Source organism: Actinomyces procaprae (assembly GCF_004798665.1).
GTDB lineage: Bacteria > Actinomycetota > Actinomycetes > Actinomycetales > Actinomycetaceae > Actinomyces > Actinomyces procaprae.
Genome location: NZ_CP039292.1, coordinates 1,707,326 through 1,722,346 on the forward strand (window position 1 = coordinate 1,707,326; position 15,021 = coordinate 1,722,346).

Sequence of the window (15,021 nt, forward strand, 5' to 3'; positions counted from 1 at the left end):
GGGGCAGTGCGCGCCGCCGCCACGCGGGCCGACGGCGTTGTTGTGGGAACTGGTATGGCTCAGGAGTGCGGCTGTCGCTCCGCGGGCTCCTCCGGCGAGCCGTCCATGTCGGTGTCGGCGGCACCGGGATCCGAGGCGGCCGAGCCATCGCCGTCGCCAGTACCGTCAGCCGATGCATCGACGTCCGCGTCAGTGGAGTGCTCATCGGGCGCGAATGGGGGCTCCTCGGCGCCGACGATCGCGTTCTTGGCCCACAGCGACTCGTCCCCCAGCGGCGTGGCCAGGGTGACCACGTCACCGTCCACCTCGACGACGGTGCCGTAGAAACCCGCCCGGGTGCGCACCCAGGTGCCGGGCACCAGCGCATCCTCGGTGCGACGCCTCTGCTCATCCATCATCCGCTGCTGCTGCTTGCGGGCGAACCTGGACATGAGCCAGAAGGCCAGCAGCATGATGATCAGCATGAGGAGCATGGGGTCCATGGTAGTGACTCCGTTCGTGAAGAAAACCTGCGTCGCCTGGCGACGGCGTCTGCGAGTCTAGGCCAATCCGGGGTGCATCCGCCCAGCCGCTCCGGCCACGGTCATGTGACACGCGCCCCTTACGCGCGGTTGAGGCAACGATTATGCAAACAGCGCGCCGTCTTCCGGAGTACGCAGACCCAGGTGGGCGTAGGCGGCGGGCGTGGCCATACGGCCGCGCGGCGTGCGCACTATCAGCCCCTCCCGGAACAGGTAGGGCTCGGCCACCGTCTCGATGGTCTCGGGCTCCTCCCCCACACTGACCGCCAGCGTGCTCAGTCCCACTGGAACCCCGGCGAAGCGAGTGCACAGGGTCTGCAGCACGGAGCGGTCCAGCCGGTCCAAGCCCAACTCGTCGACCTCGAAGACCTCTAGCGCCCCCCGGGTGGCGGCCACGTCCAGCTGTCCGGGCGTGCCGTGCACCTGCGCCCAGTCCTGGACGCGCCGCAGCAGCCGGTTCGCGATACGCGGAGTTCCCCGGGAGCGGCGGGCGAGCTCACCGGCCGCGTCGGGGTCAATGCTTACTCCCAGCAGGCCGGCTGAGCGGGTGACGATACGGGTCAGATCGCTGGGCCCGTAGTAGTCGAGATGCCCGGTGAATCCGAAGCGGTCGCGCAGCGGGGCCGGCAGCAGCCCGGCACGGGTGGTGGCGCCGACGACGGTGAACGGCGGCAGGGTCAGCGGGATGGAGGTGGCGCCCGGGCCCTTGCCGACTACGACGTCGACCCGGTAGTCCTCCATCGCCAGGTAGAGCATCTCCTCGGCGGTACGGGCGAGGCGGTGAATCTCATCGATGAACAGCACATCGCCCTCCTCCAGGGAGGACAGGATCGCCGCCAGGTCGCCGGCGTGCTGGACCGCAGGCCCCGAGGTGATGCGCAGCACGCCGTCAACCTCATTCGCGATGATCATGGCCAGGGTGGTCTTCCCCAGCCCCGGAGGTCCGGAAAGCAGCACGTGGTCGGGGACGACGCCGCGGGCCAGCGCGGCGCGCAGCACCACGGACAGCTGCCCGCGCACCACTTGCTGCCCGACGAAGTCCTCCAGCCGCTTGGGGCGCAGCGCGGCCTCCGCGGCGCGCTCGGCGTCGTCGGCGCCGCCGCCGACGAGCCGTCCGCCGCCCTCGGGAACGCCGTGCTCCGCAGGATAGTCAGCCACGTGCTCCACCTCCCAGGTGACGCAGTGAGGCGCGCAGCAGCTCCGGCACCGCAAGCGGCGCCGCCCCGGCTTCCGCGTGCGCGGCCTCGACGGAGGCGACCGCCCGGGCCGCCGTCGCCTCGTTCCAGCCCAGTTGGACGAGTGCGGCAACCACGTCCGGATGCGGCTCCCCGCCGACTGCCGCCGGCGCCGGGGCGGGCTCCTGTCCGGTGACGGGTCCCAGCTTGTCGGCGACGTCGATGATGACCCGCTGGGCACCCTTCGGCCCTAGTCCCGGAACACGCTTGAGCGCCGCGACATCGTTGCCGGAGACCGCTCGTCGCAGTGCATCCGGGGTGTGTACCGCCAGTATCGCCAGAGCGAGCTTCGCCCCCACTCCCTTGGCACCGAGCAGCACCCGGAAGCAGCGGCGCTCGTCGGCATCGGCGAAGCCGTACAGGGACAGGGCGTCCTCCCGCACGATCAGCTCGGTGTGAACGAAGCCCTCCTCACCGACGTGCAGCCCGGCCAGTGTGGTGGGCGTGGCCTGGAAGGTCATGCCGACGCCGCCGACCTCGATGGTTGCAGCTGAGAGGGACACCTCGAGGACGGTTCCGCGCAGTGAGGCGATCATGCGTTGGTGGCTCCTTCGATTGCGGACGTCGAACACCTGTTCGGCATGTGCTGACTCTAGCGTGTCCGACGGCGCGGGTCGACGGCACCGGTACGGCGTGCGCGCGCCTGCGCCGCCGCCCAGGCCTGCTGTGCGGGAGTGCGGGCCGATGCGCGAATGGACCCGCCCGCGGAGACCATGTCGGTACTGCCGTCCACACCGGTGCCGCCACCCCGCCAGCCGTGGCAGATGGCCTGTGCCAGGGCGTCTGCGGCGTCGGCGGGGCGCGGCGGGGCATCCAGGCCCAGGATGCGCTGCACCATGGCCTGTACCTGCGCCTTGCCGGCAGTGCCGGATCCGGTAACCGCGGCCTTGGCCTCACTGGGGGTGTGCTGGGCCACTTCCAGGCCGGCGCGGGCTCCTGCCACCATCACCACGCCGATCACCTGCGCCACGGAGATCACCGAGCGCAGGTTGTCGTGCGCGAAGACCCGCTCGACGGACAGGCTCGTCGGCGCCAGCCTGGCGATCCAGTCGTCCAGCGCCTCGGCAACGGCCAGCAGCCGCAGCTCCGGGCTGTCGGAGGACGGCGTGCGCACGACCGCGACCTCAACCAGGCGCACCCGGCGGCCCGGGTCGACATCCACGCAGCCTAGCCCGCAGCGGGTCATGCCCGGGTCAATTCCCAGGACACGCTGCTCGGCGACGACTCGGCGCGGTCTGCGGCCCCGCACCGAGTTGCGCTCGATGGCGAGCGGGGATGGGTCACTCATGGCCTGCGCGCACGTGCGGGATCACTCGTCGTCGGTGTCCAGCTCGGCGGCGACCTCGGGGGTGATGTCCACGGAGGTGAAGACGTTCTGAACGTCGTCCAGATCCTCGAGGGCGTCAACCAGCCGCATGACCTTGCGGGCGCCTTCGACGTCGACCGTCACCGTCGTGCCCGCCACGAACTGGGACTCGGCGGACTCGTAGTCCATGCCGGCCTCGGTCACCGCCGTGCGCACGGCTACCAGGTCGCCCGGCTCGGAGATGATCTCGAAGGACTCAGCGCCCTCGACGACCTCCTCGGCACCGGCGTCGAGCACCGCCATGAGGATGGTGTCCTCATCAATGCCCTCACCCTTGGCGACCTCCACTACGCCCTTGCGGGTGAAGTTGTAGGCGACCGAGCCCGGGTCCGCCAGGGAGCCACCGGTGCGGGTGAAGGCGACGCGCACATCCGAGGCGGCGCGGTTGCGGTTGTCGGTGAGGCATTCGACCAGGAAGGCAACGCCCTCGGGCCCGTAGCCCTCGTACATGATGGTCTGCCAGTCGGCGCCGCCTGCCTCCTCGCCGCTTCCGCGCTTGACGGCGCGGGTGATGTTGTCCGCCGGCACGGAGTTCTTCTTGGCCTTCTGGATGGCGTCGAAGAGCGTCGGGTTGCCGCTGGGGTCACCGCCGCCGGTGCGCGCGGCGACCTCGATGTTCTTGATGAGGCGGGCGAACAGCTTGCCGCGCTTGGCGTCGATGGCGGCCTTCTTGTGCTTGGTGGTGGCCCACTTGGAGTGACCCGACATGTGCTCTCCTTGTAGTCTTCCGTTGCTCCCGCCGCTAAGAGGGCGGGAGGGCGCTCGCGAACATACCTACGCCAAGTTTAGGGGATCGGTCAAAACGCGCCGCGCCTCAGCCCACCGTACCGCCAAGCCCCGTACCGAGGTCGGTAGATCTTACGTACCGAGGTCGGTAGATCTTACGTACCGAGGTCGGTAGATCTTACGTACCGAGGTCGGTAGATCTTACGTACCGAGGTCGGTCGTTATGGCGGTGGTCACCGGCAGCGACGCCCCGTCAGTGCTCGACGACGTGACGCACGCGGCCGTCCCAGCCGTCCATCAGCTCACGGGCGAGGGCAGGCAGGATGCGGGGATAGACGGTCATGCCGGAGGCGACGGCGGCGTCCAGTTCGTCCAAGTCCCACCAGCGTAAAGAGTCCAGCACCGCTTGCTCCGTGTCCGTCCATCCGGAGCGATCCACACCTACGCCCGCCCCCAGATGCGTCACGAAGAACAGCTCATCCTGGCGACAGGTGACCCGGTTGAAGACGAACAGGGCCTCACGCTCCACCACCGGGCCGACCAGGGCCGACGCCGGCAGTCCGATACCGGTCTCCTCCGCCAGCTCGCGGCGAGCCCCGGCGATGGCCGTCTCCCCCGGCAGCAGGCCACCACCCGGAGTGAAGCCCCACGAGTGGGTCGTGTCACCGAAGTCGTGGCCGATCACCAGCAGTATGCCGGGACGCGGCACCTGCCGCAGGGCGATCACGCGCGCTGCCCGGCGGGACGGCAGGCCGACGTCGTTCAGGTGCCACTCGGAGGCGTCCAGGAGCTGCTTCCAGTCGGCCGGTACGCGCGATGGGTCACGTCCGTCGGCTGCGAGGGTGGCAGAGGGCGAGGGCAGTCCATTGGCGTCATCGGGTGAAGGCATAACGCTGCTCAACTATAGCCGCCAGCAGGGCGGACTCCTGTGCCGAGAAATCCGCGTCGGCATGCCCGTCGACCGCCTGCTGGCGCAACTGCGCCAGCGCAGACGCGCAGGCCAGGAAGTTGCGCATCGCATGAGCCGCTACCGGGCCCCGGCTCTTTGCCCAGCGACGGGCGGCCGCACGACCGGCGCCGGTGGTGATCATGGTGACCTCTGCGGGTGAGAACCATCCGGCGCGTTGATAGTCGGCCAGTCGCTGCCGCATGGTCATGCGTTCGCTCCAACGCAGCCACACGACCAGGCCGATGGCGGCGAAGAAGAAGGGCATCGCCACGTAGAAGTACAGGGACGGCTCCGTGATCAGCATGCCGTTCCAGAAGGAGTGCAGCATGATTGCGCAGGCCAGGCCCAGTGGCGCTGTCCACAGCCAGGCCAGGTTCGAGCGCATTCGCGCACTCGCCCCGATCGCCAGCCCCGTGCAGGAGGTGAAGGTCACGTGGGCGAATGGGGAGGCGATACCGCGCATCAGGAAGGTGATCAGCAGCGCATCGGAGTACTGCACGAAGTACAGGATGTTCTCGGCGAAGGCGAATCCGCCCGCAACGACGGCGGCATAGACGATGCCGTCGACGGCACCGTTGAAGTTACGCCGCCAGAGCAGGAAGACGATCAGCACCCCCAGTCCCTTGGTCGTCTCCTCAACGATGGGCGCGGTAACCGCGGCGGAGAAGAACTGGGCGCCGGTCACCGATCCGGTGGCGGCCGAGACCAGCAGCGATGCGGAGGTGTTCACGAGCAACGAGATGACCGTGGCCACACCGGCGCCCCAGAGGAATGCGGCCAGCAGCAGCCCGGGCGGTTCGGGCTCCCACCGGTCGATCCAGCGCACGGTGACCATGACGATGCCGAATGGCACCAGCGCCAGCAGTATGGGGACGAGCAGTTCGGACGCCTCACCGGCAGTGGCGGAGATGATCCACAGCATCAGCAGCAGGCCGACGGCGCCGATGCACGCGAGCACCGTGCTGGCCACCGTTCCGCGACGGCGGTGCACCATCGCCTGGGGCGCCCACTGAGGAGCGGGCGCGGGCTGGGCGGCCCCGGCAGGAGGGTATCCGCTACGTCGGTAGCCGGGGCGCGGCGCCCAGGCGCCTCCGGGACTGGGACTGGGTCCGGGCACGCTCATGCCGTTGTCTCCGCCCGCCCGTCGTCAGTCTCCACGACCGCGGCGTCGTCGATGTCGAAAGTCTGCGGCAGCGGCGCGTGGCCGGCCAGGTGCAGCGCCCGCACGTCCAGCGCGCCACGCAGCCGCCGGGCCTCGGCGACGTGCGTGTTGTGGAAGCGGCGCGCCAGCACGAGCCGGTAGGAGGCCCGGTCGAGGCGCGCCAGCGACTCATGCCCCCGCGGATCGCCGTCGAGGGCGGCACGCACCTGTGGGTCCACGACCGTGCGAATCACGCGGGACAGGTCGGACTCGATGCGTGCGCGGCTGCGTGTCTGCTCGCCCGCGGGAGCATCGCGGCGGGGGGTCTCGGTGTCGAGTCCGTCCTCAACGAGTGGCCCCTCGGCGTCCAGGGCGTCGTACGCGGCGCGCGACAGGATCAGTGCCGAGGCCGGGTCCAGCAGCCCCGTTCCGGCGAGGTCGGCGGCGGCCTGGGCCCGGTGCACCAGCTGCGCCTCCAAGGTGGCCCGCGAGCCCAGCACCTGCCGGTGAAGTCGGTCCACACGCAGCGCCTTGGCGTACAGCGACCAGGCGACGGCCACCACCACGAGGGCGACCAGCAGGACGACGACTGCGGGCAGCAGCCAGCCCGGCAGCCCTCCGGGATGAGGCCCGACGGGGGCGGAGTCGGGCGGAATTGCGATCGCAATGGGCAGGGTCATCTTGGAGTCCGTCAGTCGTCGAGAGCGTCACGCAGCCGCCCCACCATGGTGCGGAAGCCGGGTGCGACAGTGACGCGGGTGTGAGCGGTGGACAGTGCCATGTCGTACACGTCGAGGATGGCGTCGGTGACCGCGGACCAGTCGTAGCGGCCGACGACGGCTGTCGCGGCAGCCCTGCGGGCATCCGCTGCGGCGGTGTCGGTCAGCGTGTCGATAATGGCGCGGGCGAGGTCCTCGCCGTCGCCGTTGCGGAACAGGGCTCCGTAGGCGCCGGCGCCGAGCACGTCGGAGAAGGCGGTCAGGTCCGAGGCGACCACATTGGTGCCCGCCGCCATTGCCTCCACCAGCACGATGCCGAATGACTCGCCGCCGGTCTGCGGCGCCACATAGCACGAGCAGGAGGCGAGCATGGCGGCCTTGTCCGCGTCGGAGACACCGCCCAGGAAGACCACTCGGTCTCCGTAATGAGACAGGGCGGCCCGCTGCTCCTCCGCCTCGCCGCGTCCGGCGATGAGGAAACGGGCCGTGGGGATGCTCTCCAGCACCGTCGGGATGGCCCGGGCCAGAATCTGGAGGCCCTTACGGGGCTCGTCCAGGCGTCCGAGGAAGGAGACGGTTGGCGCCGCCGCCGTGCCGACGAAGCGGGAGTCGTCCTTGGGCGCCTGGGCGAAGGGGGCGACCTCCACCCCATTGGGGATCACCACGGCGTCGCCACCGTGGTACTGGATCAGCGTGCGCCGGGCCTCCTCGGAGACGGCGATACGCGCCGTGAGCTTCTCCATCAGCGGCACCGCCACCGGGGACAGCAGTTCACGAGTGAGCGAACGGTCCATCGCCGCATGGAACGTGCCGACGACCGGTCCTGCCGACGCCTGCAGCGCCAGCATTCCGACGCTGGGCGTGATGGGCTCATGGATGTGCAGCAGGTCGAAGTCCCCGGCGGCCAGCCAACGGTGGGCGCGCCTGGCGACCGCGGTGCCGAAGTTGAGCCGGGCGATCGAGCCGTTGTAGGGGATGGCTATGGAATCCCCGGCGCTGGTGACCCAGTCGGGCACCTCCAGCTCCTGTGAGGCCGGGGCGAGCACCTGGACCTCATGGCCGCGGCGCATCAGCTCCCGGGCGAGGTCCATGACGTGTACCTGTACCCCGCCGTGCGCATCCAGTGAGTATGGGCACACGATTCCGATTCTCATGCCTGTGGCTCCTGCTCTGCCGACCCGCTCCCGCGCCCGGCGGCCTCGGCGGCGTGACGGCGCGCGAGCCGCTCGGGGTCGAGGTCGGCGTCGAAAACCGGCTGAAGCATGTGCCAGTCGACGGCGTGCTCGGCCAGGCGGGGGGCGAGTTCCTCCACCCAGGAATTCGTCCATGCGGTGACCCGCTCGCGTCCCTCCAGGCCAGTCGGCGCCGCCACGTGGCGAATGGTCAGCACGATGCCCCAGGGCGATCCCGCCCGCCGCCGCCGCTGACCCTCCAGGCGCTCATAGTGCAGGGAGGCGTTGTACAGGGGCACGCCGAGCCTGACCGCCAGGGCGGCAGGGCCCGCGGCCACGCGAGCCGGGTATCCCCCGAGCTCCGTCAGCACACCCGAGCTGGACAGGTCGCGGTCAGCGAGCAGAGCGACCACGTAGTGCCCCTCCTGGGCGGTCTGGACGAGCCGGTCGAACACCTTCTCCCCCCGGCCCTGGCCGATTACCCTCATGCCCAGTCCCTCGCGGAAGCTGACGAACTGCTCGAAGAGGTCGGCGGGCTCGAGCCGCTCCGCGACCGTGAGCACCTGGGCGAGTTCCTGGCTGGCCCAGGCTCCGGCGAGGTCCCAGTTGCCCATGTGCGGCAGCGCAATGACGATGGAGCCGCGGGAGATGTCGGCGTAGGCGCGCGGGTCAATGACCGGGCGCACGCACGCCTGAATCTGCTCCAGGCTCATTCCCGGCAGGGCGAAGGCCTCATAGAAGTAGCGCATGTAGGAGCGCATGCCCGCGCGCGACAGGCGGCGCACCTGCCGGGCCGTGGCACCGGGCAGCACCCGCGCCAGGTTCTTCTCCAGCTGGCCCACGCCCTTGTCCCCGCCGCGCAACCGCTGCCCCATCCAGGCGACGTCGGCCCCGAGTGCGGACAGCCCGTAGCCGACGGAGGGGGGTAGCTTGCGCACGTGCCGCCAGGCGAAGCGGTACAGGTCCTCGATGCCGACGCTCACGGGCGCTCCCCCGGCTCGGTGTGCAGCAGCTGCGCGCGCGCCGCCATGATCCTCTGCACCACGGTGATGAAGGAGGCGAGTGCGATCACTCCGAGTGCTGCGGTCAGGACCCACTGCGGCGCTCCCGGTCCCACGGCGAGCACGCCGACGGCGGCGAGCACCAGGCGGTCGGTGCGCTCGGCGATGCCCACCGCGGCGGTGGCGCCCACGGACTCGGCACGTGCACGCGCATAGGGAACCGCGGCGGCCAGCACCACCACGCACACGGCGACGGCGACCGTCCAGGTCCGCAAGGTGCCCGGCTCCATGTGCAGCGCCGCCCACACGGCCAGGGACCCGAAGACGGCGCCGTCGGCCAGGCGGTCCATGGTGGAGTCGAGGAAGGCGCCGAAGGCGGAGCTGGTCCCCGTCAGGCGGGCCAGGATGCCATCGAATGAGTCACCGATCAGGACAAGCGCCAACAGCACCGGGCCGAGGATGAAGTGCCCCTGCGGCAGGGTGAGCACCGCGACGGCGATCGTCGCCACCGTGCCGGCGACCGTGAGCATGTTAGGGGTGACGCCCGCCCTGGCGAGCAGCCGGGCGGGGACGGTGAACAGGGCGCGGGTCAGCCCGCGTCCGTGTTGTCCGAGCATGAGCGGGTCCTCAGTGGTTCGAGTTGGCAGGACGCTGCGGGTCCAGGCCGGTGGGTGCCGTGTCCCAAGCGGCGGCCAGTTGATCACGCTGATCGCCCAGGAGCTGGGGCACCGGCTTGGTCTTTCCGATGATCGGCATGAAGTTGGCGTCCCCGGTCCAGCGCGGCACCACATGCTGATGCAGGTGGGCGGCAATGCCGGCGCCGGCCACCTCGCCCTGGTTCATGCCGAGGTTGAAGCCGTGCGGGCGGGAGACCGCACGCACGACTTCCATGGCTCGAGCGGTTAGCCGCCCGATCTCCGCGCGCTCGGCGTCGCTCGCCTCCGTCCAGTCCGAGATGTGCCGGTAGGGACAGATCAGCAGATGGCCCGTGTTGTAGGGGTACAGGTTCATCAGCACATACGCGGTCTGGCCGCGATGGACGATGAGGGCATCCGTGTCCGACCGCCCGGGAGCGGCGCAGAAGGGGCACTGGGCGGCGGAGTCGTCGGTGGGCTTGTCCTGCCCGCCGATGTACACCATGCGGTGAGGCGTCCACAGCCTCCCGAAGGGGTCCGGCGTGTCGGGCGCCTGGAAGGGGGCCTCGATACGGACGCCGTCGACGACGGTGCCCGCGAGGTCATCGAGCTCCCCGCCCCGGTGCCCCGAGCCGGATGTCACGAGCGGATCCGTCTGCTCAGTCACGGTTGAGCCTCTCCCCCGCCGGCTCGTTGACGCGCTCGGCGATGACGCGGGTGATGTGCTCAACGGCCTCGTCAACGGGCACGCCGTTGGTCTGCGAGCCGTCGCGGAACCGGAAGGACACGGCTCCCGCCTCGGCGTCCTCCCCGCCGGCGATCAGCGTGAAGGGGACCTTCTCCTTGGAGGCGTTGCGGATCTTCTTGCCGAAGCGGTCGTCGGAGTGATCCACCTCCACGCGCACGCCCCGGGCGCGCAGCCTGGCGGCGACGCCGTCCACATAGGCGTCGAAGGCCTCGGCCACCGGCACCAGCCGCACCTGCACGGGTGCGAGCCAGGCGGGGAAGGCGCCGGCGTAGTGCTCGGTGAGCACGCCGATGAAGCGCTCCACGCTGCCGAGCTTGGCGGCGTGGATCATGATCGGGCGGCGGCGGGTGCCGTCGGCGGCGGTGTACTCCAGGTCGAAGCGCTCGGGCTGGTTGAAGTCGTACTGGATGGTGGACATCTGCCAGGTACGGCCGATGGCGTCCTTGACCTGCACGGAGACCTTGGGGCCGTAGAAGGCGGCGCCGCCCGGGTCGGGAACCAGCTCGAGCCCGGTGGAGTCGCACACCTCCTGCAAGGTGCGGGTGGCTGCCTCCCAGTCGGCGTCGGAGCCGATGAACTTGTCCTTCTTGGCGCCGTCCTCGTCACGCGTGGACAGCTCCAGGTAGAAGTCGTCCAGGCCGAAAGCCTTGAGAATGGACAGGAAGAACTCGATCTGCCGCCGGATCTCCTCGCCCGCCTGCTCCGGGGTGCAGTAGGTGTGGGAGTCGTCCTGCGTGAAGCCGCGCATGCGGGTGAGACCATGCACCACGCCGCTCTTCTCGTACCGGTAGTCGCGCCCCATCTCGAAGAACTTCAGTGGAAGCTCCCGGTAGGAGCGTCCACGGGAGCGGAAGATCAGGTTGTGCATGGGGCAGTTCATGGCCTTGAGGTAGTACTCCTGCCCGGCCCTGGTGACGTTGCCCTCGGCGTCGCGCTCCTCGTCGGCGAGCATGGGCGGGAACATGGTGTCCGCGTAGTAGGGCAGGTGCCCGGAGGTGTGGAACAGTCCACCCTTGGAGATCTCCGGGGTGTGCACCAGGTCGTAGCCCGCCTCGATGTGCCGGTCGATGACGTACTGCTCGATCTCGTGGCGCAGGATGCCGCCCTTGGGGTGGAAGACCACTAGCCCGGGGCCGATCTCCTCCGGGAAGGAGAACAGGTCCAATTCGGCACCGAGACGCCGGTGGTCGCGGCGGGCGGCCTCGGCCATGCGGGTCTGGTAGGCCTTCAGGTCCTCCTTGCTGGCCCAGGCCGTGCCGTAGATGCGCTGCAGGGAGTCACCGTTCTGGTCGCCCTTCCAGTAGGCGGCCGAGGAGCGGGTCAGGGCGAATCCGTTGCCGATGAGCTTGGTGGAGGGCAGGTGCGGACCGCGGCACAGGTCCTTCCAGGCCACGGTGCCGTCGCGGCGCACGTTGTCATACATGGTCAGGCCGCCCGCCCCGACCTCCACGGAGGCGGACTCGGCGCCGGCCCCCTTGGTCGTGATCAGCTCCAGCTTGTAGGGCTGGTCGGCCAGTTCCGCGCGCCCCTCGGCCTCGGTGATGTCGCGCCGCCGGAAGGCCTGATTCTCCTTGACGATGCGCTTCATGCGCTTCTCGATCTCACGCAGCAGCTCGGGGGTGACGGAGTCGATGCCGCCGAAGTCGTAGTAGAAGCCGTCGGTGATGAAGGGGCCGATGCCGAGGTTGACATCGGGGAAGAGCTCCTGGACGGCCTGCGCCATCACGTGCGTGGCGGAGTGCCGCAGGATGTTCAGCCCGTCCTCGCTGCCGAGGGTGATGGGTTCGACGACGGCTTCCGCCGGAATGACGCGGTCCAGGTCCCACGGCTCGCCGTCGACCCTCATGGCGACCGCTTCACGGTCCGCCGCGAACAGCGTCGCCCCCGTTGTGCCCGCATCGATTGTGCGCTCGGCGCCGTCGACAGTAATGGTGAGTGTGGGCTGGGGTGACACGGATGCTCCTTTTGATCAGCTGATCAGCTCGGCGCGAGCTGTACTGGTGCTCGCGCGTACGCACGGGATCATACCGAGTGCCGCCCGCAACTCAGCGGCCGAGCCGACGGCGCGCTGCGTGACGCGCGCGACGCGCCTTGACCAGGGCACGGTACAGCACCGGGCGCACGGGCACGTCCCATGCGCCGTCAACCTCGGTGGGGTGCTGGGCGAAGCGCCGCTTGTAGCGTCCAACGCTGTACAGCTCCGGCACCCGCGTGGACTCGGCCCCCATCAGGTCCAGTCCCCACATGCCCTCCGCGGCGAGTCGGCAGGCCACGGCCCAGTCCAGCGCCTCGGCGCCGCGGAAGCCACGCGACTCATTGGAGGAGGCTCCGTAGTAGGCGGCCGCATCCTTGCCGGAGACGGTCACCAGGTCCCAGCAGTGCGGCACGCCGTCACGCCGCAGCACGAACAGCCGGGCGTGCTCCGGCCCCAGGCTGGTGAGCATGTCCCAGTAGACCTGGGAGGGGTGGGGCCGGAAGCCGTCTCGCTGTGCGGTGGCCACCAGCACCTGGTAGACCTTCTCGAATTCCTCTCGGTCGAGTCCGGTCTCCTCGCTGATCGTGCATCCGGCCTCGCGGGCCACCCGCTCGGCCCGGCGCACACCGCGGCGCCCGTCCTTGGGCATCGCGGCCCGGATGGCCTCGGGCGTGCCCGGACGCAGGTCGATCACATAGGTGCGGTCGTAGGTGATGGAGCTGAGCAGCGGCAGCGTGTCGCGGGCCTGAAAGCGGGCGTGCATGCGGATGAAGGCGATGCGCCGGTCACGCCGACGCGCCTCGGCCACGAGCAGGCGCCGCAGCTCCGCCTCGCGCGCCGGGGTCTGCTCGCTGAGCCACACCGGCCCGTGCTTGGCCCACAGGAACGACCACTTGGCCACGGTGTAGCGGTAAAGCGCGATCACCGCCACGGTCTTGGAGTCCGCCTCATAGGCGTACCGGCCGAACAGCGCTCGGCCCTGACTGCGCTCGAAGGCCTCCCAGGGCCCGGTCTGCTCCAGGGGCGCCGGCGTGCCCCCGATGGCGAGGCGCATCCCGCGGGCGTCGAGGGGAACGAGGCGGCCGAGGACAGACTGTTGCGCTGTGGACATAGGTTGGCACTCCTGTGCAGAAACTGTGTTTCGCACAGGATAGAGAATCCCGTCCCAGAGCGTGCCTCATCCGTAGGGATGATCCCGAGCCCAGAGTCCTCCTCAGGGAGAACCCCAACACCTCCTCCGGGGGCGGGACCGGCAGGTGCGTGAATACCGCCAGGCCGCCCCAGCTGTCTCGGGTAGGAACCTTTCAGCGCCGGCGCAGCAGCGGCTTGGGATGGTAGCGGTGGAACTTGCGGTCGTGGTTCAGCTTCTGGGCAGCCACCAGCAGGCGCCGGCGCAGGGAGCGCTCGGCGGGGTCGAGGAGCGGGTCTACGGCGCGCGGAGCCAGCCGCAGAACACGCCTACGCAGGGCGGGATCGTCGAGCTGATGGAGGACGAGGTGATGCGGAAGCAGGCTGTAGAGCACTTCTCTGCGGGCCTCGCGGCGGGGGCCGGGACGGCCGTCGACCAGGTCCGAGATCATGGGCACCATCGGGTTCACCCCGGCGGCACTCATGTAGAACGAGTTCCTGCCGATGCGGGGGTTGACCTCGAAGAAGATCGCCCGGCCGTCGCGCGGATCAATCTTGATGTCGAAGTTGGCGAATCCCCGGTAGCCGACCGAGGCGAGCAGTCGCTCGGCCCCGTCCCACAGCTCGGGGTAGGGCTGGGTGATCATGGCGACCGGGTTGCCGATGAGCGTGGGGGCGTGATCCTCGAGGAGCACCCGTGCCGAGCCGATCAGCGTCGTCTCCCCCGTGGAGGCGACATATGCGGTCACCGAGCGCATGGCGTCGTCGTCACCGGGGATGCGCTCCTGAATCAGGAAGGTGGAGCCGAAGCCGGCCCGCCGCAGGTCCTCCCACAGCGCGTGCAGCTGCTCCGGCGTGTCGAGGAAGTAGATCTTCCGCTTGCCCTCGAACTCCAGGTCGTCCCAGTCGGAGCCGATGGCGGCCTTGCCCACCAGGGGGAAGGGGATGCCGATCTGCGGATCGCCGTCGGCCAGGTCCGCGCCCGTGACCTCCACCTGCCGGGGCGTGTGCAGCCCCAGGGCGGCGCAGGCCTGCACGAAGCCGACCTTGTTGCTCAGCTCGTCCATGGCCTGAACCGAGGGGAAGGGAACGACGTATCGCGGCTCGAGCTCGTCGCGATGCGCAGCCAGATCGCGCGCGACCGAGTCCCGGTTGGCCATCACGACGGCACTTCGCTCCCCACGCCCCTCCACCAACTCGTGCAGGCGGGCGAGCATGGCTGCGGTGTCCGTGGACGCCTGCGGCACCACGTCGATGTACGCGGACAGGCTGATCGCCTCGATCGGCCGGGCCGACAGGAGCTTGACCCGCTGCCCAGTGGCGTCGTGCAGCTGACGCGCCAGGGCGTAGGCGCCGATGTCACCGCCGATCACGACGGGTAGTAGATCCGGTCGGGAGGGGGTTTGGCGCTGCGAGCGGGGCAAGTGGAACCTCCTGCTGGTGTACCCGGGATGGGCCGTATTAGAAACGAAGACCCCGGACCGTCCGGTCCGAGGCCTTACCAGTGGGCGATACTGGGATCGAACCAGTGACCTCTTCCGTGTCAGGGAAGCGCGCTCCCGCTGCGCCAATCGCCCGAGCGGATGACGGGACTCGAACCCGCGACCCTCACCTTGGCAAGGTGATGCTCTACCAACTGAGCCACATCCGCATGCGTCGCCCCCTTGCGGGAGCCACTCGAGAAAACTAGCAGAGTGCTCCCGAG

Annotated in this window: 15 protein-coding genes and 2 tRNA genes; all 17 read right to left on the reverse strand. The window is 69.7% G+C overall.

Annotated elements, in window-relative coordinates; genetic code table 11:
* Nucleotides 1–59 precede the first annotated feature (59 nt).
* The 17 genes from E4J16_RS06820 to E4J16_RS06900 all read right to left on the reverse strand — a co-directional run bounded on the left by E4J16_RS06820 (nt 60) and on the right by E4J16_RS06900 (nt 14,967).
* Nucleotides 60–482: a preprotein translocase subunit YajC gene (locus tag E4J16_RS06820; protein ID WP_240038331.1), complete on the reverse strand. Its 423-nt coding sequence runs from the start codon at nt 480–482 to the stop codon at nt 60–62.
* A gap of 141 nt (nt 483–623) precedes the next feature.
* Complete coding sequence (gene ruvB / locus E4J16_RS06825; protein WP_136313604.1) at nt 624–1,679, reverse strand: Holliday junction branch migration DNA helicase RuvB; 1,056 nt, start codon at nt 1,677–1,679, stop codon at nt 624–626.
* A complete protein-coding gene (gene ruvA / locus E4J16_RS06830) occupies nt 1,672–2,292 on the reverse strand; it encodes a Holliday junction branch migration protein RuvA (RefSeq protein WP_136313605.1) in 621 nt (206 codons plus the stop codon). Before ruvA ends, ruvB begins: the two co-directional genes overlap by 8 nt.
* 56 nt (nt 2,293–2,348) lie before the next feature.
* Entirely contained in the window at nt 2,349–2,954 is a 606-nt protein-coding gene (locus tag E4J16_RS06835; protein ID WP_261799105.1) for a crossover junction endodeoxyribonuclease RuvC, read from the reverse strand.
* 111 nt (nt 2,955–3,065) lie between these two features.
* Nucleotides 3,066–3,830 (reverse strand): YebC/PmpR family DNA-binding transcriptional regulator, encoded by a 765-nt coding sequence (locus E4J16_RS06840; RefSeq protein ID WP_136194423.1) that lies wholly within the window; start codon nt 3,828–3,830, stop codon nt 3,066–3,068.
* Between the two features lie 271 nt (nt 3,831–4,101).
* Nucleotides 4,102–4,737, reverse strand: coding sequence for an NUDIX hydrolase (locus E4J16_RS06845; protein ID WP_136194422.1), 636 nt, complete (start codon nt 4,735–4,737; stop codon nt 4,102–4,104).
* The gene (locus E4J16_RS06850) at nt 4,721–5,920 is read right to left on the reverse strand and encodes a PrsW family intramembrane metalloprotease (protein ID WP_136313606.1); all 1,200 of its coding nucleotides are present in this window, start codon (nt 5,918–5,920) and stop codon (nt 4,721–4,723) included. Before E4J16_RS06850 ends, E4J16_RS06845 begins: the two co-directional genes overlap by 17 nt.
* Nucleotides 5,917–6,618, reverse strand: a complete 702-nt coding sequence (locus E4J16_RS06855; RefSeq protein WP_240038336.1) for a hypothetical protein — start codon at nt 6,616–6,618, stop codon at nt 5,917–5,919. Before E4J16_RS06855 ends, E4J16_RS06850 begins: the two co-directional genes overlap by 4 nt.
* Before the next feature lie 11 nt (nt 6,619–6,629).
* Nucleotides 6,630–7,811 carry a glycosyltransferase family 4 protein gene (locus E4J16_RS06860; protein WP_136313607.1) on the reverse strand — a complete coding sequence of 394 codons (1,182 nt, stop codon included), beginning with the start codon at nt 7,809–7,811 and terminating at the stop codon, nt 6,630–6,632.
* Entirely contained in the window at nt 7,808–8,812 is a 1,005-nt protein-coding gene (locus tag E4J16_RS06865) for a phosphatidylinositol mannoside acyltransferase (RefSeq protein ID WP_136313608.1), read from the reverse strand. Before E4J16_RS06865 ends, E4J16_RS06860 begins: the two co-directional genes overlap by 4 nt.
* Nucleotides 8,809–9,447: a phosphatidylinositol phosphate synthase gene (gene pgsA, locus E4J16_RS06870; protein WP_136313609.1), complete on the reverse strand. Its 639-nt coding sequence runs from the start codon at nt 9,445–9,447 to the stop codon at nt 8,809–8,811. Before pgsA ends, E4J16_RS06865 begins: the two co-directional genes overlap by 4 nt.
* 10 nt (nt 9,448–9,457) lie before the next feature.
* Nucleotides 9,458–10,036: an HIT family protein gene (locus E4J16_RS06875; RefSeq protein ID WP_240038422.1), complete on the reverse strand. Its 579-nt coding sequence runs from the start codon at nt 10,034–10,036 to the stop codon at nt 9,458–9,460.
* A gap of 88 nt (nt 10,037–10,124) precedes the next feature.
* A complete protein-coding gene (thrS, locus tag E4J16_RS06880) occupies nt 10,125–12,167 on the reverse strand; it encodes a threonine--tRNA ligase (protein WP_136313611.1) in 2,043 nt (680 codons plus the stop codon).
* A gap of 91 nt (nt 12,168–12,258) precedes the next feature.
* On the reverse strand, nt 12,259–13,299 hold the full coding sequence (locus E4J16_RS06885; protein WP_240038338.1) for a lipid II:glycine glycyltransferase FemX: 1,041 nt from the start codon (nt 13,297–13,299) through the stop codon (nt 12,259–12,261).
* Nucleotides 13,300–13,492: 193 nt separating this feature from the next.
* The gene (locus E4J16_RS06890; RefSeq protein WP_136194415.1) at nt 13,493–14,740 is read right to left on the reverse strand and encodes a carboxylate--amine ligase; all 1,248 of its coding nucleotides are present in this window, start codon (nt 14,738–14,740) and stop codon (nt 13,493–13,495) included.
* Nucleotides 14,741–14,821: 81 nt separating this feature from the next.
* Nucleotides 14,822–14,893, reverse strand: a tRNA-Val gene (locus E4J16_RS06895).
* Nucleotide 14,894: 1 nt separating this feature from the next.
* Nucleotides 14,895–14,967: transfer RNA gene (locus tag E4J16_RS06900), tRNA-Gly, on the reverse strand.
* Between the last annotated feature and the right edge of the window lie 54 nt (nt 14,968–15,021).

Bases quoted from the DNA above. Each gene is read 5' to 3' on its own strand.
- ruvA (WP_136313605.1), bottom strand. From the start codon at position 2,292: ATGATCGCCTCACTGCGCGGAACCGTCCTCGAGGTGTCCCTCTCAGCT.
- pgsA (WP_136313609.1), bottom strand. From the start codon at position 9,447: ATGCTCGGACAACACGGACGCGGGCTGACCCGCGCCCTGTTCACCGTC.
- E4J16_RS06840 (WP_136194423.1), bottom strand. From the start codon at position 3,830: ATGTCGGGTCACTCCAAGTGGGCCACCACCAAGCACAAGAAGGCCGCC.
- E4J16_RS06845 (WP_136194422.1), bottom strand. From the start codon at position 4,737: ATGCCTTCACCCGATGACGCCAATGGACTGCCCTCGCCCTCTGCCACC.
- E4J16_RS06885 (WP_240038338.1), bottom strand. From the start codon at position 13,299: ATGTCCACAGCGCAACAGTCTGTCCTCGGCCGCCTCGTTCCCCTCGAC.
- E4J16_RS06860 (WP_136313607.1), bottom strand. From the start codon at position 7,811: ATGAGAATCGGAATCGTGTGCCCATACTCACTGGATGCGCACGGCGGG.
- E4J16_RS06820 (WP_240038331.1), bottom strand. From the start codon at position 482: ATGGACCCCATGCTCCTCATGCTGATCATCATGCTGCTGGCCTTCTGG.
- E4J16_RS06850 (WP_136313606.1), bottom strand. From the start codon at position 5,920: ATGAGCGTGCCCGGACCCAGTCCCAGTCCCGGAGGCGCCTGGGCGCCG.
- E4J16_RS06855 (WP_240038336.1), bottom strand. From the start codon at position 6,618: ATGACCCTGCCCATTGCGATCGCAATTCCGCCCGACTCCGCCCCCGTC.